The 21,002-nt window shown below is 62.1% G+C and carries 19 protein-coding genes and 2 tRNA genes; all 21 read right to left on the reverse strand.

Going from position 1 to position 21,002, the window contains the following annotated elements:
- Positions 1-11: 11 nt before the first annotated feature.
- Positions 12-743, reverse strand: coding sequence for a biotin--[acetyl-CoA-carboxylase] ligase (locus MGMSRV2_RS06455; RefSeq protein ID WP_234016343.1), 732 nt, complete (start codon positions 741-743; stop codon positions 12-14).
- A 14-nt stretch (positions 744-757) separates the two neighbouring features.
- On the reverse strand, positions 758-2,218 hold the full coding sequence (gene nuoN, locus MGMSRV2_RS06460; protein ID WP_024079555.1) for an NADH-quinone oxidoreductase subunit NuoN: 1,461 nt from the start codon (positions 2,216-2,218) through the stop codon (positions 758-760).
- Between the two features lie 12 nt (positions 2,219-2,230).
- On the reverse strand, positions 2,231-3,745 hold the full coding sequence (locus tag MGMSRV2_RS06465) for an NADH-quinone oxidoreductase subunit M (protein WP_024079556.1): 1,515 nt from the start codon (positions 3,743-3,745) through the stop codon (positions 2,231-2,233).
- A gap of 14 nt (positions 3,746-3,759) precedes the next feature.
- On the reverse strand, positions 3,760-5,691 hold the full coding sequence (nuoL, locus tag MGMSRV2_RS06470; RefSeq protein ID WP_041633490.1) for an NADH-quinone oxidoreductase subunit L: 1,932 nt from the start codon (positions 5,689-5,691) through the stop codon (positions 3,760-3,762).
- Between the two features lie 10 nt (positions 5,692-5,701).
- The gene (nuoK, locus tag MGMSRV2_RS06475; RefSeq protein ID WP_024079558.1) at positions 5,702-6,013 is read right to left on the reverse strand and encodes an NADH-quinone oxidoreductase subunit NuoK; all 312 of its coding nucleotides are present in this window, start codon (positions 6,011-6,013) and stop codon (positions 5,702-5,704) included.
- Entirely contained in the window at positions 6,013-6,624 is a 612-nt protein-coding gene (locus MGMSRV2_RS06480) for an NADH-quinone oxidoreductase subunit J (RefSeq protein ID WP_024079559.1), read from the reverse strand. Before MGMSRV2_RS06480 ends, nuoK begins: the two co-directional genes overlap by 1 nt.
- Positions 6,625-6,637: 13 nt before the next feature.
- Positions 6,638-7,126 carry an NADH-quinone oxidoreductase subunit NuoI gene (gene nuoI, locus MGMSRV2_RS06485; RefSeq protein WP_024079560.1) on the reverse strand — a complete coding sequence of 163 codons (489 nt, stop codon included), beginning with the start codon at positions 7,124-7,126 and terminating at the stop codon, positions 6,638-6,640.
- A 12-nt stretch (positions 7,127-7,138) separates the two neighbouring features.
- Positions 7,139-8,170 (reverse strand): NADH-quinone oxidoreductase subunit NuoH, encoded by a 1,032-nt coding sequence (gene nuoH, locus MGMSRV2_RS06490; RefSeq protein ID WP_041633491.1) that lies wholly within the window; start codon positions 8,168-8,170, stop codon positions 7,139-7,141.
- The gene (nuoG, locus tag MGMSRV2_RS06495) at positions 8,163-10,238 is read right to left on the reverse strand and encodes an NADH-quinone oxidoreductase subunit NuoG (protein WP_024079562.1); all 2,076 of its coding nucleotides are present in this window, start codon (positions 10,236-10,238) and stop codon (positions 8,163-8,165) included. Before nuoG ends, nuoH begins: the two co-directional genes overlap by 8 nt.
- Before the next feature lie 16 nt (positions 10,239-10,254).
- Complete coding sequence (gene nuoF / locus MGMSRV2_RS06500) at positions 10,255-11,532, reverse strand: NADH-quinone oxidoreductase subunit NuoF (protein WP_084027958.1); 1,278 nt, start codon at positions 11,530-11,532, stop codon at positions 10,255-10,257.
- On the reverse strand, positions 11,532-12,137 hold the full coding sequence (nuoE, locus tag MGMSRV2_RS06505; protein ID WP_024079564.1) for an NADH-quinone oxidoreductase subunit NuoE: 606 nt from the start codon (positions 12,135-12,137) through the stop codon (positions 11,532-11,534). Before nuoE ends, nuoF begins: the two co-directional genes overlap by 1 nt.
- Positions 12,134-13,312 carry an NADH-quinone oxidoreductase subunit D gene (locus MGMSRV2_RS06510; protein WP_024079565.1) on the reverse strand — a complete coding sequence of 393 codons (1,179 nt, stop codon included), beginning with the start codon at positions 13,310-13,312 and terminating at the stop codon, positions 12,134-12,136. Before MGMSRV2_RS06510 ends, nuoE begins: the two co-directional genes overlap by 4 nt.
- A gap of 1 nt (position 13,313) precedes the next feature.
- Positions 13,314-13,916 carry an NADH-quinone oxidoreductase subunit C gene (locus tag MGMSRV2_RS06515; RefSeq protein ID WP_024079566.1) on the reverse strand — a complete coding sequence of 201 codons (603 nt, stop codon included), beginning with the start codon at positions 13,914-13,916 and terminating at the stop codon, positions 13,314-13,316.
- 24 nt (positions 13,917-13,940) lie between these two features.
- Positions 13,941-14,501: a NuoB/complex I 20 kDa subunit family protein gene (locus MGMSRV2_RS06520; RefSeq protein WP_041633492.1), complete on the reverse strand. Its 561-nt coding sequence runs from the start codon at positions 14,499-14,501 to the stop codon at positions 13,941-13,943.
- The gene (locus MGMSRV2_RS06525; protein ID WP_024079568.1) at positions 14,492-14,857 is read right to left on the reverse strand and encodes an NADH-quinone oxidoreductase subunit A; all 366 of its coding nucleotides are present in this window, start codon (positions 14,855-14,857) and stop codon (positions 14,492-14,494) included. Before MGMSRV2_RS06525 ends, MGMSRV2_RS06520 begins: the two co-directional genes overlap by 10 nt.
- A 252-nt stretch (positions 14,858-15,109) precedes the next feature.
- Positions 15,110-15,186, reverse strand: a tRNA-Asp gene (locus MGMSRV2_RS06530).
- A gap of 402 nt (positions 15,187-15,588) precedes the next feature.
- Positions 15,589-15,664 (reverse strand) — tRNA-Val (locus tag MGMSRV2_RS06535).
- Between the two features lie 114 nt (positions 15,665-15,778).
- Positions 15,779-16,051, reverse strand: a complete 273-nt coding sequence (locus tag MGMSRV2_RS06540) for an HU family DNA-binding protein (protein WP_024079569.1) — start codon at positions 16,049-16,051, stop codon at positions 15,779-15,781.
- 243 nt (positions 16,052-16,294) lie between these two features.
- Positions 16,295-18,697 (reverse strand): endopeptidase La, encoded by a 2,403-nt coding sequence (gene lon / locus MGMSRV2_RS06545; protein WP_024079570.1) that lies wholly within the window; start codon positions 18,695-18,697, stop codon positions 16,295-16,297.
- Between the two features lie 136 nt (positions 18,698-18,833).
- The gene (gene clpX, locus MGMSRV2_RS06550; protein ID WP_024079571.1) at positions 18,834-20,099 is read right to left on the reverse strand and encodes an ATP-dependent Clp protease ATP-binding subunit ClpX; all 1,266 of its coding nucleotides are present in this window, start codon (positions 20,097-20,099) and stop codon (positions 18,834-18,836) included.
- 171 nt (positions 20,100-20,270) lie between these two features.
- Positions 20,271-20,915, reverse strand: coding sequence for an ATP-dependent Clp endopeptidase proteolytic subunit ClpP (gene clpP, locus MGMSRV2_RS06555; RefSeq protein WP_024079572.1), 645 nt, complete (start codon positions 20,913-20,915; stop codon positions 20,271-20,273).
- Between the last annotated feature and the right edge of the window lie 87 nt (positions 20,916-21,002).

Here is a 21,002-nt window from a genome sequence, read left to right on the forward strand (position 1 = left end):
GGGCCTCCAGGTTAGCGGGCATCGGGGAAAAAGACATCCCCGGCGAGAATACGGCGGAAACCCGACGCGCCCTGATCCAAAAGCAGCGCGCCCTCTTCGTCAAGTCCGGCGAAAATACCGGTTTGCGTATCGGTCTCCAGCCGCACCACCGTCGGCTGGCCCAATCCACGGGCGCAGTTCAGCCAGGCCTGACGCACCGGGGCAAAGCCTTGCCCGCGCCAAGCCTGAACCAATGGCAGAAAATCAGTGCAAAACGCCGCCAGAACATCATCCGCCGTGCCGGAAAATCCCAGATCGGCCAAGGCGCAGGCCGGATGGTTGAGCCCCACCGGCGGCGGCGCGGCGACCACGTTGACGCCGATGCCCAGCACCAGCCAGTCTGTCCCCGCCGATTCCAGCAACATGCCGGCACATTTGCGCCCCGCCGCCATCACGTCATTGGGCCATTTGGCCTGGAATTGCCCCTGCGGCAGCAAAGTGCTCAACGCCGACACCAGGGCAGCGGCGGCGGCGAAACCCAATTGGGCGGCACTCGACAGCGATTGAATGCGGATCAGCAGGGAAAAATGCAGATTGCCGGCTGGGCTGACCCAGGCCCGGCCCCGACGGCCGCGCCCGGCGCTTTGGCTTTCGGCCGACACCACAAGAAAATCGGCGGCGGCACCGGATTGGGCCAACCGCCGAGCTTCGTCGTTGGTGCTGCCGACGCTGTCCAGACTGATCAGTCCGAACGGCGCCGGCAACCGTGCCGATATCATCAACCGGCGGCCGGGAACAACACCAGGGCGGCAGCCTTGGCGCTGTTGAGCAGCGGGCCGGGAATGGCGATGAAGACGATATTGACGATGGTCGCCACCGCCAGCACCAGACCCAGGGCCTTGCTGCCGGAACGGTCCATGCTTTCCACCGCTTCGTCGAAATACATCACCTTGATGATGCGCAGATAGTAATAGGCGCTGACCACACTGGTGACCACGCCGATGATGGCCAGGGTGTAAAGCCCGGCATCGACGGCGGCCTTGAACACATAGAACTTGCCGATGAAACCGGCCAAGGGCGGAATACCGGCCATGGAGAACATCAGCACCGCCATGGCGGCGGCCATGGCCGGATTGGTCTTGCCCAGGCCCGCCAGATCGTCGATGCCTTCGACCATACGGCCCTTCTGGCGCATGGACAGGATGACGGCGAAGACACCCACGTTCATGGACAGGTAGATGGCCAGATAGATCAGCACGCCCTGAATGCCGTCGGCGAAACCGGCGGCGATGCCCACCAGCATGAAGCCCACATGGCCGATGGAGGAATAGGCCATCAGACGCTTGATGTTGTTCTGGGCGATGGCGGCGAACGAGCCGACGAACATGGAGCCCAGGGCGATGAAGGCGATGACCTGACGCCACTGGTCCGACAGCTCGCCGAACGGGCCGGTCATGACCCGCACCAACAGCGCCATGGCGGCGATCTTGGGGGCGACGGCGAAGAACGAGGTCACCGGAGTCGGCGCCCCTTCATAGACGTCGGGGGTCCACATGTGGAACGGCGCCGCCGAGATCTTGAAGGCCAGACCGGCAAGGACGAAGACCAGACCGGCGACAAAGCCCAGATGCGGATGCACCGCATGGTCGCCGCCGAACAGCTTGGCCAGACCATCGAACGAGGTGGTGCCGGAGAAGCCGTAAACCAGCGAGATGCCGTAGAGCAGCATGCCCGAGGCGAGCGAGCCCAGCACATAATACTTCAGGCCCGATTCGGTCGCCTTGGCGCTGTCGCGGTGATAGGCGGCCAGCACGTAAAGCGACAACGACTGGATTTCCAGACCCAGGTAAAGGGCCAGGAAGTCGTTGGCCGACACCATCATCATCATGCCGACCGTGGCCAGCAGGATGAGGATCGGGTATTCGAACCGGCCCAGCTTTTCCTTTTCCAGGAAGTTCAGCGACATGGCGGCGGTGATGGCCGACGCGGCCAGCAACAGCACCTTGGTGAAGACGCTGAACGGGTCGAGCACGAACAGACCGCCGAAGGTCAGCGTCCGTTCAGAACCGCCGACCGCCCAGGTCAGCAGCATGGCGCCGACCAGGACCAGCACCGCCAAGGTGGTGGTCGAGGCGGTGCCCTCGCCCTTGCGGAACACGCCCAGCATCAACAGAGCCATCGCCGCCAGGACGACGAGAAGCTCCGGCAGGACCGGAATGAGGTCGAGAGATTCGGTCATATCCAGTTCCCCTTAACGAGCCGCGACGGACAAGGATTCGGCGGCGGCGCGCGCCAGTTCGTAATTGTCGATGAGCTTGGCCACCGAGGCGTGCATCGGCTCGAGGAAGGTGATCGGGTAGATACCCATCCAGATGACGATGACGATCAGGGGGGCGAACATCAGCACCTCGCGCGGGCTCAGATCCAAGATGGACTTGAGATCGTCGCGGGTCAGACGCCCGAACACCACCCGGCGGTACAGGTAAAGCGCATAGGCGGCGCCCAGCACCAGACCGGTGGCGGCGAACAGCGCCACCCAGGTATTGACCTGGAACACGCCCAAGAGCACAAGGAATTCGCCGATGAAACCACCGGTACCCGGCAGACCGACCGAAGCCATGGTCATGAACATGAACACCAGGGCGTATTTGGGCATGCGCTCGGCCAGACCGCCGTAACGGGCGATCTCGCGGGTGTGCATGCGGTCATAGACCACGCCCACGCACAGAAACAAGGCACCCGAGACGACGCCGTGCGACAGCATCTGATAAAGCGCGCCTTCCACACCCTGGGTGGTCATGGAGAAGATGCCGATGGTCACGTAACCCATATGGGCCACCGACGAATAGGCGATCAGCTTCTTCATGTCTTCCTGCACCAGCGCCACCAGCGAGGTGTAGATCACCGCGACGATGGACAAGGTGTAGACCAGGGGGGTGAAGTATTCGGTCGCCAGCGGGAACATGGGCACCGAGAAGCGGATGAAACCATAGGCCCCCATCTTCAAGAGCACGCCGGCCAGGATCACCGAACCGGCGGTCGGCGCTTCCACGTGGGCGTCGGGCAACCAGGTGTGCACCGGCCACATGGGCACCTTGACCGCGAACGAGGCGAAGAACGCCAGCCACAGCCACAATTGCATGGCCTGCGGGAAGGAATGCGCCATCAGGGTCGGGATGTCGGTGGTGCGGGCGTCGAAGTACATGGCCAGCATGGCCACCAGCATCAACACCGAACCGAGCAGGGTGTAAAGGAACAGCTTGTAGGCGGCATAGACGCGCCGCGCCCCGCCCCACACGCCGATGATGATGAACATGGGCAGCAGCACGCCTTCAAAGAAGACGTAGAACAGGACCATGTCCAACGCGCAGAACATGCCGACCATCATGGTTTCCAGAACCAGGAAGGCGACCATGTATTCCTTCACCCGCTTCTCCACCGCGCCGACGGACGACAGGATGCAGATGGGAGTGAGGAAAGTGGCCAGCAGCACGAACCACACCGAGATGCCGTCGACACCCATGGAATAGGTGATGGCGGTGCCGGGCAGCCAGACGGCGCTTTCCTTCAGCTGGAACTCAGCCGAGGCGGCGTCGAAATAGCCCAGAATGAACAGCGAGACGACGAAGGTCGCCACCGAGGTGAGCAGCGCCACGTTGCGGGCATTGCGCGCCACCACCTGGGCTTCGCCGCGGATCGCCAGGATGAACAACGCCCCCAACAGCGGCAGGAACGTCGTCAACGAGAGCAGAGGCCAGTCGGTCATTGTCTTCCCCAGACTTAGCGCGCGTTGAACATATACCAGGTGACGAACACCGCCACGCCGATCAACATCACGAAGGCGTAGTGGTACAGGTACCCGGATTGCAGCTTGCCCACCTTTTGGGCGATCGACTTGGTGGCGGCGGCGACGCCGTCGGGACCGACACCGTCGATCAAGGCGCCGTCACCTCCCTGCCAGAAGCCGCGGCCCAACTTGAAGGCCGGCTTCACGAACAGGAAGTCGTACAGTTCGTCGAAATACCACTTGTTCAGCAAGAACAGGTAGACGCCACGGAAGCTGTTGGCCAGGGCCGGCGGCACCGAGGGGAAGAACATGTACAACAGATAGGCCAGGGCGATACCTGAGGCGGCGACGATGGTCGGCGTCAGGGCAACCCACTTTTCCACATGGTGGAAGTTTTCCATGGCGCCATGGACATCGGACAGCACCTTGATGGAACCGCGCCAGAAATCGTGCTGGACGTGGCCGACGAACATTTCGTAGCCCAGCCAACCCGAGAACACCGCACCGACCGCCAGAACCATCAGCGGGATGATCATGATCGCCGGGCTTTCATGCACGTGCGCCATGACGTGTTCGTCGGCGCGCGGCTTGCCGTGGAAGGTCAGGATCAGCAGACGCCAGGAATAGAAGGCGGTCAGGAAGGCGGCGCTGACACCCATGACATAGGCGAACTGCCCGGCCAGGGAATGCGACGCCCAGGCCGCTTCCAAGATGGTGTCCTTGGAATAATAGCCGGCGAAGAAGGGCACGCCCGCCAAAGCCAGCGAACCGATCCACATCAACGCCCAGGTGATCTTGACGTTCTTCCAGATACCGCCCATGCGGCGGATATCCTGCTCGTCGCTCATGGCGTGGATCACCGAACCGGCGCCCAAGAACAGCAAGGCCTTGAAGAAAGCGTGGGTCATCAGGTGGAAGATGGCCGCCTGATAGGCCGACACGCCGATGGCGAAGAACATGTAGCCCAACTGCGAGCAGGTGGAATAGGCGATCACCCGCTTGATGTCGTTCTGGACGCAGCCGACGGTGGCGGCGAAGAAGGCGGTGGCGGCGCCGACCAGGGTGACCACGGTGAGCGCGGTGCTCGAATACTCGAACAGCGGGCTCATGCGGGCGACCATGAAGACGCCGGCGGTGACCATGGTGGCGGCGTGAATCAGCGCCGAAACCGGGGTCGGGCCTTCCATGGCGTCGGGCAGCCAGGTGTGCAGACCCAGCTGGGCCGACTTACCCATGGCGCCGACGAACAGCAGCAGGCAGCAGATGGTGATGGCGTTGGCTTCGATGCCGAAGAAGGTGACGACCGCATTGGCCTTTTCCGGCGCGGCGGCGAAGATGCCGGCGAAGGTCACCGAATCGAACAGGAAGTAGAGGCCGAAGATGCCGAGCGCGAAGCCGAAATCGCCGACGCGGTTGACGACGAAGGCCTTGATGGCGGCGGCGCAGGCCGACGGCTTCTGATACCAGAAACCGATCAGCAGGTAGGACGCCACGCCCACGCCTTCCCAGCCGAAGAACAGCTGGATCAGGTTGTCGGCGGTCACCAGCATCAGCATGGCGAAGGTGAACAGCGACAGATAGGACATGAAGCGCGGAATGGCCGGATCATGGCTCATGTACCCTACCGAGTACACGTGGACCATGAACGATACCCAGGTGACGACGATCATCATCACCGCGGTCAGGGTGTCGAACTTCAGCGCCCACGACACGTCCAAGGTGCCGGACTGGATCCAGTGCAACACCTGGATGGTGACGAAATTGCCGTCGATGGCCACTTCCTTGAAGATCAGGGCCGACGACAAGGCCGACACGCCCAACAGCGTGCAGGTGACGATTTGCGCACCACGGTCACCGATGAAGCGGCCAAACAGGCCGGCAACGATCGAGCCCAGCAGCGGCAGGAAAACTGCGGCGACGTACATCATCGCTTGATTACCCCTTCAGCTGGCTGATTTCCTCGACCGCGATCGTGCCGCGGTTGCGGAAGAAGACGACGAGAATGGCCAGACCGATGGCCGCCTCGGCGGCGGCGACGGTCAGGATGAACATGGTGAACACCTGGCCGACCAGATCGTTCAGATAGGACGAGAAGGCGACGAAGTTCAAATTCACCGCCAGCAGCATCAGTTCGATGCTCATCATGATGATGATGACGTTCTTACGGTTCAGGAAGATGCCGAAGACGCCCAGCGTGAACAAAATGGCCGCCACCGTCAGGTAGTGGGAAAGACCGATCTCGAACATCAGATGCCTCCCCCGGTGCTGACTTTGCGGATTTCGACGGAATTGGCGGCGGTACGGCCCACCTGATCGTAGATCTTCTGCTTGCGCACGCCGGTGCGCGACCGGTGCGTCAGCAAGATGGCGCCAACCATGGCCACCAGCAGCACCACGCCCGAGGCCTGGAACAGGTAGACATACTTGGTGTAGATCAGACGGCCCAGCGCCTCGGTGTTGGTCATCTCACTGACCGCCGGGATCGGCGCCGCCAGCAGGGCTTCGACGTCGGGGGCGAAGGCCCAGCCGCCGAACATCACCGCCAGCTCGACCAGCAGCACCAGACCGATGACGGCGCCGGTGGGCAGGTACTGGGCGACGCCTTCACGCAGGCGCAGGAAGTTGATGTCCAGCATCATGACGACGAACAGGAACATCACCGCCACGGCGCCCACATAGACGACCACCAGGACCATGGCCAGGAATTCCGCGCCCAGCAGCAGGAACAGGCCGGCCGCGTTGAAGAAGCACAGAATGAGGAACAGCACGGAATGGACCGGGTTGCGGGCCGAGATCACCATGACCCCGCTCGCCACCGCCAAACCGGCGAACATGTAGAAAATCAATGCCGCGATCATGCCATCCCCCTCATCAACGGTACGGCGCGTCGGCGGCGATACGCATGGCCAGTTCGGCCTCCCAGCGATCGCCGTTCGCGAGCAGTTTTTGCTTGTTGTACATCAGCTCGGCCCGGGTCTCGGTCGCGAACTCGAAATTGGGCCCCTCGACGATGGCATCCACCGGGCAGGCTTCCTGGCACAGACCGCAATAGATGCACTTGGTCATGTCCAGGTCATAGCGCCGGGCGCGGCGCGAACCGTCGGGCCGGGGCTCGGCCTCGATGGTGATGGCCTGGGCCGGACAGATGGCCTCGCACAGCTTGCAGGCGATGCAGCGTTCTTCGCCGTTGGCATAACGGCGAAGCGCATGCTCGCCACGAAAGCGCGGCGACATCGGAATCTTTTCGTAGGGGTAATTGGTGGTCACCGAGGGTTTGAACATATAGCGGAAGGTCAGCGCCAAGCCTTGAACCAGCTCGGTCAGCAGGAACGCCCGCGCGGTGCGGTCGAGAAACGCCATCACACTCTCTCCTTAACCCTGACCCGGCAGCCAACCGAAGGCGACGAGAACGCCCGAGGTCAACACCACCCAGAACAGCGAGAACGGCAGGAAAATCTTCCACCCCAGACGCATCAGCTGGTCATAGCGATAGCGCGGGAAGGTGGCACGCACCCACAGGAAGATGAACAAAACAGCGCAAATCTTGAGCGCGAACCAGATGATGCCGGGAATCCAGTTCAACGGCGCGATATCCATGGGCGGCAGCCAGCCCCCCAGGAACAGCACCGTGGTCATGGCGCTCATCAGGATCATGTTGGCGTATTCACCCAGGAAGAACAGGGCGAAGGTCATGGCCGAATATTCGACGTTGTAACCAGCGACCAGTTCCGATTCCGATTCGGCCAGATCGAAGGGGGCGCGGTTGGTTTCCGCCAGGATCGACACCACGAAGATGATGAACATGGGGAAGTGCGGAATGATGAACCACACCGTGTCCTTCTGCTTCAGCACGATGTCCGACAGGTTGAGCGACCCCACGGTGATCAGCACCGAAATGATCACCAGACCCATGGACACTTCGTACGACACCATCTGTGCCGCCGAGCGCATGCCGCCCAGGAAGGCGTATTTCGAGTTCGACGCCCAGCCCGACATGATGATGCCGTAGACGCCAAGCGACGAAATGGCGAACAGGTAGAGCACGCCGACATTGATGTCGGCAACCACCCAACCCTGATCGAACGGAATGACCGCCCAGGCGATCAGCGCCAGGATGAAGGTCAGCATCGGCGCAATGACGAAAACCACCTTGTTGGCCCCGGAGGGGAAGATGGTTTCCTTCAGGAACAGCTTGGCGCCGTCGGCCAAAGGCTGCAGCAGGCCGAAGGGGCCGACCACGTTGGGGCCCTTGCGCAGCTGGATGGCGCCGATGACCTTGCGTTCGGCATAGGTCAGATAGGCGACCGCCACCAGCAGCGGCAGGACGATGGCGACGATCTGAAGAACGATGACGATCAGACGCCACAGTTCCGGGGGCAAAAGCCCAGAGAGCATATCAACCATGGGTCCCCGTCTTCTTCTTGCTGTTGCAGCCACAGCCGCCGCCGAATTCCGCCGTGCATTCCGCCATGGTCTTGGAGGCGCGGCTGATCGGGTCGACCATATAGAAGTTGTCGATGGCCGAGGCCAACGGCTTGTCGGTCAAAGCACCAGCGGTGCCGACACCGGTCCAGGCAGCGGCCTTGACCACGCCTTCGCTGGCGAACACTGGATTGCTGGCGACCATGCGCTCGCGCAGTTGCTTGACGGTGTCGAAGGCCAACGGCTTGTCGAGAGCGTCGGACAGGGCGCGGATCACCTTCCAGTCTTCCTTGGCCTCACCCGGCGGGAAGATGGCCAGACGGGTGCGCTGCACCCGGCCTTCGGTGTTGACGTAGGTGGCGCTCTTTTCCGTGTAGGCGGCGGTGGGCAGGACGACGTCGGCGCGATGGGCGCCGGCATCGCCATGGGTGCCCAGGTAAACGACGAAAGCGTTACCGAAGCCCTTCATGTCCACTTCGTCGGCACCGGCCAGGAACACCACCGAGATGTCGCCCGAGGCGGCGCCGGCGATGATACCGGCGGTATCCTTGCCGCCGGCCTGGGGCACGAAGCCCACATCCAGGCCGCCGACGCGGGAAGCGGCGGTGTGCAGCACGTTGAAGCCGTTCCAGCCGTCCTTGATCACGCCCGAGGCTTCGGCCAGCTTGCCGGCCAGGGCCAGGATGGCGGCGCCGTCCCCACGGGCCAGCGCGCCCTGACCCAGGATGATGGCCGGCTTGGCCGCGTTCTTTAGCACCTCGGCGAAGGGATGGGTCCCGACGACGATGTCGGCCAGGATGGAGGCCTGCTCGCCCAGCCAGTCATGCTTGAAGGTCAGATCGGTCTTGGGGCCGATCACCGCCGCCTTGAAGCCGCCCTTCAGCCAACGCTTGCGGATACGGGCATTCAACACCGGCGCCTCGACGCGCGGGTTGGAGCCGATGATCAGCAAGGCGTCAGCTTCTTCGATGCCGGCGATGGTGCTGTTGAACAGATAGCCGGCGCGGTTGCCGGGGGCCAGCTTGGCGCCGTCCTGACGGCAATCCATGTTGCCCGAGCCCAGGGCGATCAGCAGATCCTTCAGGGCCTGCATGGTCTCGACGTCGGTCTGGTCACCGGCGATGGCGGCGATCTTCGACCCGGCCACGCCCTTGACCTTGCCAGCGATGGCGGCGAAGGCGTCGGACCACGAGGTGGCCGCCAGCTTGCCGTCCTTGCGCACGTAAGCACGGTCCAGGCGCTGACGCTTCAGGCCGTCGACGGCGAAGCGCGAGCGATCCGACAGCCATTCCTCGTTGATGTCGTCATTGACGCGGGGAAGGATGCGGATGACCTCGTTGCCACGGGTATCGACGCGGATGGCCGAGCCCAGGGCGTCCATGGCATCGACGCTTTCGGTCTTCTTCAGTTCCCAGGCGCGATAGGTGTAGCTGGCCGGCTTGTTGGTCAGCGCGCCCACCGGGCACAGATCGATCAAATTGCCCGACAGTTCCGACGACACGGCGGCGCCGACATAGCGCCCGATTTCCAGATGCTCGGACCGGCCCAGGCCGCCCAGCACCGGAGTACCGGCGATTTCGGAAATGAAGCGGATGCAACGGGTGCACTGGATGCAGCGGGTCATCCAGGTCTGGATCAGCGGACCGTAATTCTTGTCCTCGACCGCCCGCTTCTCTTCCTGATAGCGGCTGCGATCGCCGCCATAGGTCATGGCCTGATCCTGCAGGTCGCATTCACCGCCCTGGTCGCAGATGGGGCAATCCAGCGGATGGTTGATCAGCAGGAATTCCATCACGCCCTGACGCGCCTTGCGCACATTGGCGTTGTTGGTGTGCACCACCATCCCCTCACCCACCGGCATGGCGCAGGAGGCGACGGGCTTGGGCATCTTTTCCACTTCCACCAGGCACATGCGGCAATTGCCGGCCACGGCCAGACGTTCGTGATAGCAAAAACGCGGGATCTCGATGCCGATGGTTTCGGCGGCCTGGAGGATGGTCACCCCGGCTTCGACTTCGATCTCGGTTCCGTCGATCGTCAGTTTGGGCATGTTGTCTCTAACCTCCTCAGGCCGCGCTGGAATTGCGGGCCCGGATCTTCTTTTCGATCTCGGGGCGGAAATTGCGGATCAGACCCTGGATCGGCCAAGCGGCGGCGTCTCCCAGGGCGCAGATGGTGTGGCCTTCCACCTGCTTGGTCACCTGCTGCAACAGGTCGATTTCCTCGATGGTGGCGTCGCCCTTGTCCATGCGTTCCATCATCCGCCACATCCAGCCGGTGCCTTCGCGGCACGGCGTGCACTGGCCGCAGCTTTCGTGCTTGTAGAAGCGCGACAGCCGGGTGATGGCGCGGACGATGTCGGTGGACTTGTCCATGACGATGACCGCCGCCGTGCCCAGGCCCGATCCGGCCTCACGCAGGCCGTCGAAATCCATCGGGCAATTCTCGATCACTTCACGGGTCAGCACCGGGGTCGAACAACCGCCGGGGATGACACCCATCAGATTGTCCCAGCCGCCACGGATACCGCCGCAATGCTTGTCGATCAGCTCGCGGAAGCTGATGCCCATTTCCTCTTCCACATTGCACGGCTTGTTCACATGGCCGGAAATGCAGAACAGCTTGGTGCCCGAGTTCTTGGCCCGGCCCAGGCCGGCGAACCAAGCGCCCGAGCGGCGCAGGATGGCAGGGACAACGGCGATGGATTCGACGTTGTTGACGGTGGTCGGGCAGCCGTAGAGGCCGACACCGGCGGGGAACGGCGGCTTCAGACGGGGCTGGCCCTTCTTGCCTTCCAAGGATTCGATCAGCGCCGATTCCTCGCCGCAGATGTAAGCGCCGGCGCCGCGATGGACGTAGAGATCGAAATCCCAGCCGGAGCCGCAGGCGTTCTTGCCGATCAGACCGGCGGCATAAGCCTCGTCGATGGCCACTTGCAGGTGTTCGGCTTCGCGCACGAACTCACCGCGGATATAGATGTAGGAGGCATGAGCGCCAATGGCGAACGAGGCCAGCAGCGCGCCCTCGACCAGCTTGTGCGGGTCGAAGCGCATGATCTCGCGATCCTTGCAGGTGCCCGGCTCGCCTTCGTCGGCGTTGATGACCAGATAATGCGGACGCGCCCCTTCGGTCTTGGGCATGAAGGACCACTTCATGCCGGTGCCGAAACCGGCGCCGCCGCGACCGCGCAGGCCCGAGGTCTTGACTTCCTCGATGATGGCGTCGCGGCCCTTGGCCAGCAGCGCCTTGGTGTTGTCCCAGTCACCACGGGACTGGGCGCCCTTCAGGCGCCAGTCGTGAATGCCATAGAGATTGGTGAAGATTCTGTCCTGATCGCGCAGCATCACGCCTTCTCCGGTCCGAAGGTGAGGTCGCCAAGGGTGGTCGGGCCACCCTCAGGAGCCGAGAACTGCCGGCCGCCCTGCGGGCCCGGAGCCGGGGTTTCGCCCCGCTTGAGCGCTTCCAGCACCGCCTTGGTGCTTTCCGGCGTCAGGTCCTCGTAATAATCGTCGTTGATCTGCATCATCGGCGCGTTGACGCAAGCGCCCAGGCATTCCACCTCGGCCAGGGTGAACTTGCCGTCGGCGGTGGTTTCGCCCCACTCGACGCCGAGCAATTCCTTGACGGTCTCGCCGACGCCATCCGAGCCACGCAACAGGCAACAGATATTGGTGCACACCTGCACGTGGTACTGACCCACGGGCTTCTGGTTGTACATGGTGTAGAAGGTCACCACTTCCTGCACCCGGATCGGCGCCATTTCCAGCATCTCGGCGATATATTCGATCACCGCGATGGAGGTCCAGCCGACCTGACGCTGGGCCAGATCAAGCAGCGGCATCACCGCCGATTGCTGACGGCCCGCCGGGTACTTGGCGATGATTTTCTTGGCCGTCTCCAGATTTTCCGGAGTGAAGGCGAAGCTGGTCATGTCTTGTTCAGTGCTCATCGGTCGATCTCGCCGAAAACGATGTCGATGGAGCCGATATTGGCCACCACGTCGGCCAGCATGTGTCCCTTCGACATCATGTCCAGCGCCTGCAGGTGAACGTATCCCGGCGGACGGATCTTGCAGCGATAAGGCTTGTTGCTGCCGTCGGCGACCAGATAGACGGCGAATTCGCCCTTGGGCGCCTCGACCGCCGCATAGACCTCGCCTGCCGGCACATGGAAGCCTTCGGTGAACAGCTTGAAGTGATGGATCAGCGCTTCCATCGACTGCTTCATCTCGGCCCGGGGCGGCGGCGACACCTTGCGGTCATCGACCTTGACCGGGCCGGACGGCATCTCGCGGATGCATTGCTTCATGATCTTCACCGATTCGCGCATCTCGATGATGCGGATCAGGTAACGGTCATAGCAATCGCCGACCTTGCCCACCGGAATGTCGAAATCCATGCGGTCATAGACTTCGTAGGGCTGGCTCTTGCGCAGATCCCAGGCGATGCCCGAGGCGCGCAGATTGGGACCGGTAAAGCCCCAATCCAGCGCCTGTTCGGCGCTGACGGTGCCGATATCGACGGTGCGCTGCTTGAAGATACGGTTTTCGGTCACCAGGGTCTCGATATCATCGATGACCTTGGGATACTGATCGCACCAGGCATCGATGTCTTCCAAGAGACCCGCCGGCAGATCCTGGGCGACGCCGCCGACGCGGAAGTAATTGGCGTGCAGACGAGCACCGCAAGCGCGCTCGTAGAACTCCATCAGCTTCTCGCGTTCCTCGAAACCCCACAGCATCGGCGTCATGCCGCCGACGTCGAAGACGAAGGAGCAGATATTGAGGATGTGGTTGAGGATGCGGCCCATTTCGCAATAAAGCACGCGGATGTACTGGCCGCGCAGCGGCACGGTGACGCCCAGCAGCTTTTCCGCCGCCATGACGAAGGCGTGCTCCTGGTTCATGGTGCCGACATAGTCCAGGCGGTCGAAATAGGGCGTCGCCTGGGTGTAGATCTTGTGCTCGATCAGCTTTTCGGTGCCGCGATGCAGCAGGCCGATATGCGGGTCGGCGCGGTCGACGGTTTCACCCGACATTTCCAGGATCAGGCGCAGCACGCCGTGCGCGGCCGGATGCTGGGGACCGAAATTGATGTTGTAGCTCTTGATCTGCGATTCGGCCATGTCAGTGGCTCCCCGCCTTTTCGTCGCCGGGCAGGCCTTGGCCTTCCCACGGCGACAGGAAATCAAAATTGCGGAAATCCTGCACCAGCTTGACCGGCTCGTAGACGCAGCGCTTCAACTCGTCGTCGTAGCGCAGTTCCACATGGCCGGTGAGCGGGAAGTCCTTGCGCAGAGGATGGCCCTCGAAGCCGTAATCGGTGAGGAGACGGCGCAGATCGGGGTGATCGGAGAAGATCACGCCGAACATGTCCCAGGTCTCGCGCTCGAACCAACCGGCGGAAGAGAACACACCGACCACGGACGGCACCGGCGTTTCCTCGTCGGTGGCGACCTTGACCCGCACACGCTGGTTATGCTTCAGCGACAGCAGGTGGTAGACCACGTCGAAACGGTCTTCCCGGCCCGGCCAATCGACGCCGCAGACATCGACCAGTTGCTTGAACAGGCAGCCGGAATCATCGCGCAGGAAGGTCAGAACCTTGGCGATGGAAGGGGTGCGCACCAATACGGTCAACTCGCCGACGCGATTGACCTCGGTGGAAAGCACGTCGTTGGGCAGGGCAGCGGCGATATAGTCGCCCAGGTCCTTCAGCACTTGCGTCATGGTGTCTGGCCGTCCCTGTCGGTTCTAGCGGAGAATGGAGCCGGTACGGCGGATCTTCTTCTGTAACTGCAAGATGCCGTACAGAAGCGCTTCCGCCGTCGGCGGACAGCCGGGGACATAGACGTCCACCGGAACCACGCGGTCGCAACCGCGCACCACCGAATAGGAATAATGGTAATAGCCGCCGCCATTGGCGCACGAACCCATGGAGATGACCCAGCGCGGCTCGGCCATCTGGTCGTAGACGCGGCGCAACGCCGGGGCCATCTTGTTGGTGAGCGTGCCGGCGACGATCATCACGTCGGACTGGCGCGGGCTGGGACGGAAGACGACGCCGAAGCGGTCCATGTCATAGCGCGAACAGCCGGCGTGGATCATCTCCACGGCGCAGCAGGCCAGACCGAAGGTCATCGGCCACAACGAGCCGGTGCGCGCCCAGTTGACCAGCTTGTCCACATTGGCGAGGACGAAGCCCTTGTCTTCGAGTTCGTCGGTGACCAACTTCAGAACGCTGTCTTGCGCCGCGCCCTGAGGCAGCGGCGCAGCATGCGCGGGCGTCACCAGACCGGAATTGGTCACTCCCATTCCAAGGCTCCCTTTCGCCATTCATAGATGAAGCCGATGGTCAGCACCCCCAGGAACACCATCATCGACCAGAAGCCGAACATGCCGATCTTGCCCAGGGACACCGCCCACGGGAACAGGAAGGCCACTTCCAGATCGAAGATGATGAAGAGGATGGCGACAAGATAGAACCGCACGTCGAACTTGGAGCGCGCGTCGCCGAAGGCCTCGAAACCGCATTCATAGGCCGCGTTCTTCTCGGGGTCGGGCTTTTGCCGCCCCACCAGCCACGACGCGCCCACCGCGATCACGGAAACGGCGACGGCAATTCCGATGAAGATCAGGATCGGCAGATATTCGAGCAGCCAAGCTTCCATCATCCAGCCCTTATATATATTGGGTCCGCCCGAAGCGCCCGCCCTTCCCGGCCCGTAACGATCTGCCGCGCCACAAGCAACCGGCCCAAGGCGCGGCTGCGCGTCGGGCGGTAAGACTGGCGGCGGAATGACAAACCCTGTTCAGGCAAATATGGAAGAGAGACCCTCCCGGCAAGACACTAGCCTCAAGCGCCAATGGCCGCCAGGATAGATCATCCTTTCGCGAAGAAAAGACAATCCAGCCCTGGCTGGTGGCGGGAGTGACGGGGCTCGAACCCGCGACCTCCGGCGTGACAGGCCGGCGCTCTAACCAACTGAGCTACACCCCCAACGCAGCCACCCGCGCGGGTAGGGGTGGTGTAATGCAGGGCCGGAAGACTGTCAAGCAAACATACCCCTTGCCAACAGCAATTTTGCCACAATCTGTTGTGTGCTGCGGCGCAGCAAGCCCCCTGCCCTCCGCCAACGGGTGGAGATGGGCGGGCCGAACGGGTAGGGTCCGGGCGCGAATATTGGGAAAGGGTGATGGGCCCAGCGTGCCTGCATGAGGGCGCAATCCTCTGTTGGTTTTAGCTTTCACCTTGGGCAAGCCATGCACCAAAAGAGCGCGTACGACATGTCGACCTCAAAAAGGTCAACTGCGCTTGGGGGGATTAGGAAGTGCGCCACGAAGGGGCGCTATCGAAACGACCCACACTTTGGACCACGCAAAGGCCCATGCCTTACAGGCGTGGTGGGCGGTGACGGGATCGAACCGCCGACATCCTGCGTGTAAAGCAGGCGCTCTACCATCTGAGCTAACCGCCCGGCAGCCAGGACATGGTTCATACGGGGGATTGCGGCAAAAGGCAATGGGGCAAAAACAAGGGCCGGACCTGCCCCCTGGCTGGTCCGGCCCTGATGTCTTCACCCCAAGGGGGATTACTGCACGGAATCCTTCAGGCCCTTGCCGGCCTTGAACTTCGGCTGCTTCGACGCCGGAATCTTGATGGTTTCGCCGGTGCGCGGGTTGCGGCCCTCGGAGGCGGCGCGTTCGGACACGGCGAAAGTGCCGAAGCCGACCAGACGCACGTCGTCACCACCGGCCAAGGCGCCGGAAATGGCATCGAATACACCATCAACAGCCTTGGCGGCATCAGCCTTGGACAGGCCAGCGCTGGCGGCAACCGCCGTCACGAGATCATTCTTGTTCACCTGAGTGCCCCCTTTGGAAAGTTGAACCCGCCGGCACCATCCCAGTGCACCCGCAGGGAAATTACAGGTGAAAAGTTTAATTCCGCTTTTTCCCCAGCGTCAATCATCAAAGCGCGGAAACCTTATGTTTTCCGCCATTTTTAGACCATCTTTGATAAATATAGGGTCTTCACCCGAGGCCGAAATAGTTAACGGCGGCCCGGAATCCCGGGCCGCCGTTATTTATCAAAAACAGTTATCAAGTCAGTGGGTCAGCACCGCCCCCGCTTCGCCATCCTTGGTGGTGGAAGCGGCGCCATCGGCGGGCTCCTCCCACTCGATGGGGACCGGCATGCGGGTCAACGCCCGGGCCAGCACCTCGTCCACCGTACCGACCGGCACGATTTCCAGGCCCTTCTTGACGTTATCGGGGATTTCCGCCAAGTCCTTTTCATTGTCCTTGGGGATCAGCACGGTCTTCAGACCGCCGCGCAACGCCGCCAGCAGCTTTTCCTTGAGGCCGCCGATGGGCAGCACCCGACCGCGCAGGGTGATTTCGCCGGTCATGGCCACTTCACGCCGCACGGTGATGCCGGTGATGGCCGAAACGATGGCCGTGCACATGGCGATACCGGCGGACGGACCGTCCTTGGGGGTGGCGCCTTCGGGCACGTGGACGTGGATGTCCTTCTTCTCGAACACCGTCGGCTTGATACCCAAGCTGACCGAACGCGAGCGCACATAGGACCGCGCCGCCTGCACCGATTCCTGCATGACGTCGCCCAGCTTGCCGGTATGGCTGAAGCTGCCCTTGCCCGGCATGGTCACCGCCTCGATGGTCAGCAATTCGCCGCCCACCTCGGTCCAGGCCAGACCGGTGACGGCACCGACCATGTCTTCCAGCTCGGCCTCGCCGAAGCGGTACTTGCGCACGCCGGCGTATTTTTCCAGGTTCCTGGGCGTCACCGCCACCTTCAACTTGCCCTTGGACACGATCTCGGTGGTGGCCTTGCGGGCTAGGTTAGCCAATTCACGTTCCAGGCTGCGCACCCCGGCTTCGCGGGTGTAATAGCGGCACAGATCGCGGATGGCGTCGTCGGACACCGTCCATTCACCCTTCTTCAGACCGGCGGCGGTGGCCACCTTGTCGAACAGGTGACGCTTGGCGATTTCCACCTTTTCGTCCTCGGTGTAGCCCGACAGACGGATCAGTTCCATACGGTCCAGCAACGGCTGCGGCATGCGCAGCGTGTTGGCGGTGGTGACGAACATCACGTCGGACAGATCGTAATCGACCTCGAGGTAATGGTCGTTGAAGGTGGCATTCTGCTCCGGGTCCAGCACTTCAAGCAGGGCCGAGGACGGATCGCCGCGCCAATCGGCGCCCAGCTTGTCGATTTCGTCGAGCAGGAACAGCGGATTGGACGACTTGGCCTTCTTCATGCCCTGAATGATCTTGCCGGGCATGGAGCCGATATAGGTGCGGCGATGGCCGCGCACTTCGGCTTCGTCGCGCACGCCACCCAAGGAGATGCGGACGAAATTGCGCCCGGTCGCCTGGGCCATGGACTTGCCGAGCGAGGTCTTGCCGACGCCGGGCGGGCCGACCAGGCACAGGATCGGGCCCTTGACCTTTTCGGTGCGGGTTTGCACCGCCAAGTACTCGACGATGCGTTCCTTGACCTTCTCAAGCCCGTAATGTTCGGAATTGAGGATCTTTTCCGCCAGCTTGACGTCCTTCTTGACCTTGGTCCGCTTCTTCCACGGAATGGTCAAAATCCAGTCCAGGTAATTGCGCACCACGGTGGCTTCCGCCGACATCGGGCTCATGGACTTCAGCTTCTTCAGCTCGGCCAAGGCCTTTTCGCGCGCTTCCTTCGACAGGCGGGTCTTGGCGATGCGCTCTTCCAGCTCGGCCGATTCGTCCTTGCCGTCGTCGCCTTCGCCCAGTTCCTTCTGGATCGCCTTCAGTTGCTCGTTCAGATAATACTCGCGCTGGGTCTTCTCCATCTGGCGCTTGACCCGGTTGCGAATCTTCTTTTCCACCTGCAGGACGCCGATCTCGCCTTCCATATAGGAATAGACGCGTTCCAGCCGCTCGGCGGTGGTGCCCAACTCCAGCAATTCCTGCTTTTCGGAAATCTTGAGCGACAGGTGCGAGGCCACCGTGTCGGCCAGCTTGGCGGGGTCTTCGATCTGATTGACCGAGACCAGCACTTCCGGCGGAATCTTCTTGTTGAGCTTGATGTATTGCTCGAACTGGCCGACCACCGAACGGGACAGGGCTTCCAGTTCCTGGCCTTCCAACACGCCGTCATCGATCATCTCGGCGGTGGCCTGGAAGAAGGATTCGTTGTCGGTGAAGCCGGTGATGCGGGCGCGGCGGCCACCTTCCACCAGCACCTTGACGGTGCCGTCGGGCAGCTTCAGCAATTGCAGGACAGTGGACACGGTGCCGACATCGTAAATGTCGGCGGTGGTCGGATCATCCTGAGCGGCGTTCTTTTGCGCGACCAGCAGGATCTGCTTGTCTTCGCGCATCACGTCTTCCAGCGCGCGCACCGATTTGTCACGACCGACAAACAGCGGAACGATCATATGGGGGAAGACGACGATGTCGCGCAGCGGAAGAACGGGGAAGACGTCGCCACGAGCGATTTCGGACATGCTACCTCTTCGGGCCTGCGGCTGGGGCTGGGCTGCCCCACACCGGCTTTAGACTTATTATATTCTACCTAGATGGTCGGATTCCCCGCCCCGTCAAGGGGAAAACCCGATCATGACCCGGACGGACCGGCGCCGATCAGGCGCCGGCGCCGACGTCTTCACGCCGTTCCGAGTAAATGAGCAGAGGCTGGGCCCGGTTCTCCACCACTTCCTTGTTGACCACCACTTCCTCGACTTCCTCCATGCCCGGCAGCTCGAACATGGTATCGAGCAGAATGCTCTCCATGATCGAACGCAGGCCACGGGCGCCGGTCTTGCGGGCGATGGCCTTCTCGGCGATGGACACCAGGGCGTCTTCCTTGAAGGACAGACGGGTGTCTTCCATCTCGAACAGACGCTGGTACTGCTTGACCAGGGCGTTCTTGGGCTTGGACAGGATTTCCACCAAAGCGCCGACGTCGAGATCATCCAAGGTGGCCAGCACCGGCAGACGACCGACGAATTCAGGGATCAGACCGAATTTCAGCAGATCCTCGGGCTCGACCTCGCGCAGGATCTGACCGGTCCGGCGCTCGTCCGGGCCGCGCACTTCGGCGCCGAAACCGATGGAATTGTTCTTGCCGCGGGTACCGATCACCTTTTCCAGACCGGCGAAGGCGCCGCCGCAGATGAACAGGATGTTGGTGGTGTCCACCTGCAGGAATTCCTGCTGCGGATGCTTGCGCCCGCCTTGCGGCGGCACCGAGGCGACGGTGCCTTCCATGATCTTCAACAGCGCCTGCTGCACACCCTCGCCCGAGACGTCGCGGGTGATCGACGGGTTGTCGGACTTGCGGCTGATCTTGTCGACCTCGTCGATATAGACGATGCCGCGCTGAGCCCGCTCGACATTGTATTCCGCCGCCTGCAACAGCTTGAGGATGATGTTTTCCACGTCCTCGCCCACATAACCGGCTTCGGTCAAGGTGGTGGCGTCGGCCATGGTGAAGGGCACATCCAGGATGCGAGCCAGGGTCTGCGCCAACAGGGTCTTGCCGCAGCCGGTGGGGCCGATCAGCAGAATGTTGGACTTGGCGATTTCCACTTCGCCAGCCTTGCCACCATGCTGCAACCGCTTGTAGTGGTTGTGCACGGCAACGGACAGAACCTTCTTGGCGTGGTCCTGGCCGATCACATAATCGTCCAGAACGGCCCGGATGTCCTTGGGGGTGGGGACGCCGTCGCGCGAGCGGACCAGATGGGTCTTATGCTCTTCGCGGATGATGTCCATGCACAGCTCGACGCATTCATCGCAGATGAAGACAGTCGGCCCGGCGATCAGTTTGCGCACTTCATGCTGGCTCTTTCCGCAGAAGGAGCAGTACAGAGTGTTCTTGGAATCGCCGCTTGTGGACTTGGTCATCGGTACTCCATTGGATAATAAGCGGCAGGAAGCTTGGGAATCATGTTAGCCACAGCCAACAGCGCCGCACAATCAAAATCCCAAAGCGGGAAAAATCCCGCATCCGGCAAAATCCCAAAGCGGGAAAAATCCTGAATTCGGCTAAATCCCAAGCCCGCCCTCTGCGTCCGGTCAGCCCTTGGCCTGGATCTCTTCCAGCGTCGGACGGTTGGACACCACCTCGTCGATGAGGCCGAATTCCTTGGCTTCGTCGGCGGTCATGTACTTGTCGCGCTCCATCGCCCGCTCGATCACCTCGAGAGTCTGGCCGGTATGCTGCACATACATGTTGTTGAGCCGGGCCCGCAAAGCCAGAATTTCGCGCGCCTGAATCTCGATATCGGTGGCCTGCCCCTGGGCACCGCCGGACGGCTGATGGATCATCACCCGGGCGTTGGGCAGGGAGAAGCGCTTGCCCTTGGCGCCGGCGGTCAACAGCAGCGAGCCCATGGAGGCGGCTTGCCCCAGGCACACGGTGGACACGGACGGGCGGATGTACTGCATGGTGTCGTACATGGCCAGACCACTGGTCACCACGCCGCCGGGCGAATTGATGTAGAACGCGATGTCCTTGTTGGGATTTTCCGATTCCAGGAACAGCAACTGGGCGCAAATCAACGTCGACACTTCATCATAGACCTGACCGGTCAGGAAAACGATGCGCTCCTTCAGCAGGCGCGAATAGATGTCGTAGGAACGCTCGCCCCGGTTGGTCTGCTCGACCACCATCGGCACCAGGGTGTTCATGTAGAGGTCGATGGGGTCTCTCTCTCGCATGGTCTGTCCTTCTTCTTGGCAATCCGGCGCAAATGATCGCGCTGCAATAAACAATGGGGGAGAAAACCCGATAGCACAAGTGGGACG

Source organism: Magnetospirillum gryphiswaldense MSR-1 v2 (genome assembly GCF_000513295.1).
Classification (GTDB): Bacteria; Pseudomonadota; Alphaproteobacteria; order Rhodospirillales; family Magnetospirillaceae; genus Magnetospirillum; species Magnetospirillum gryphiswaldense.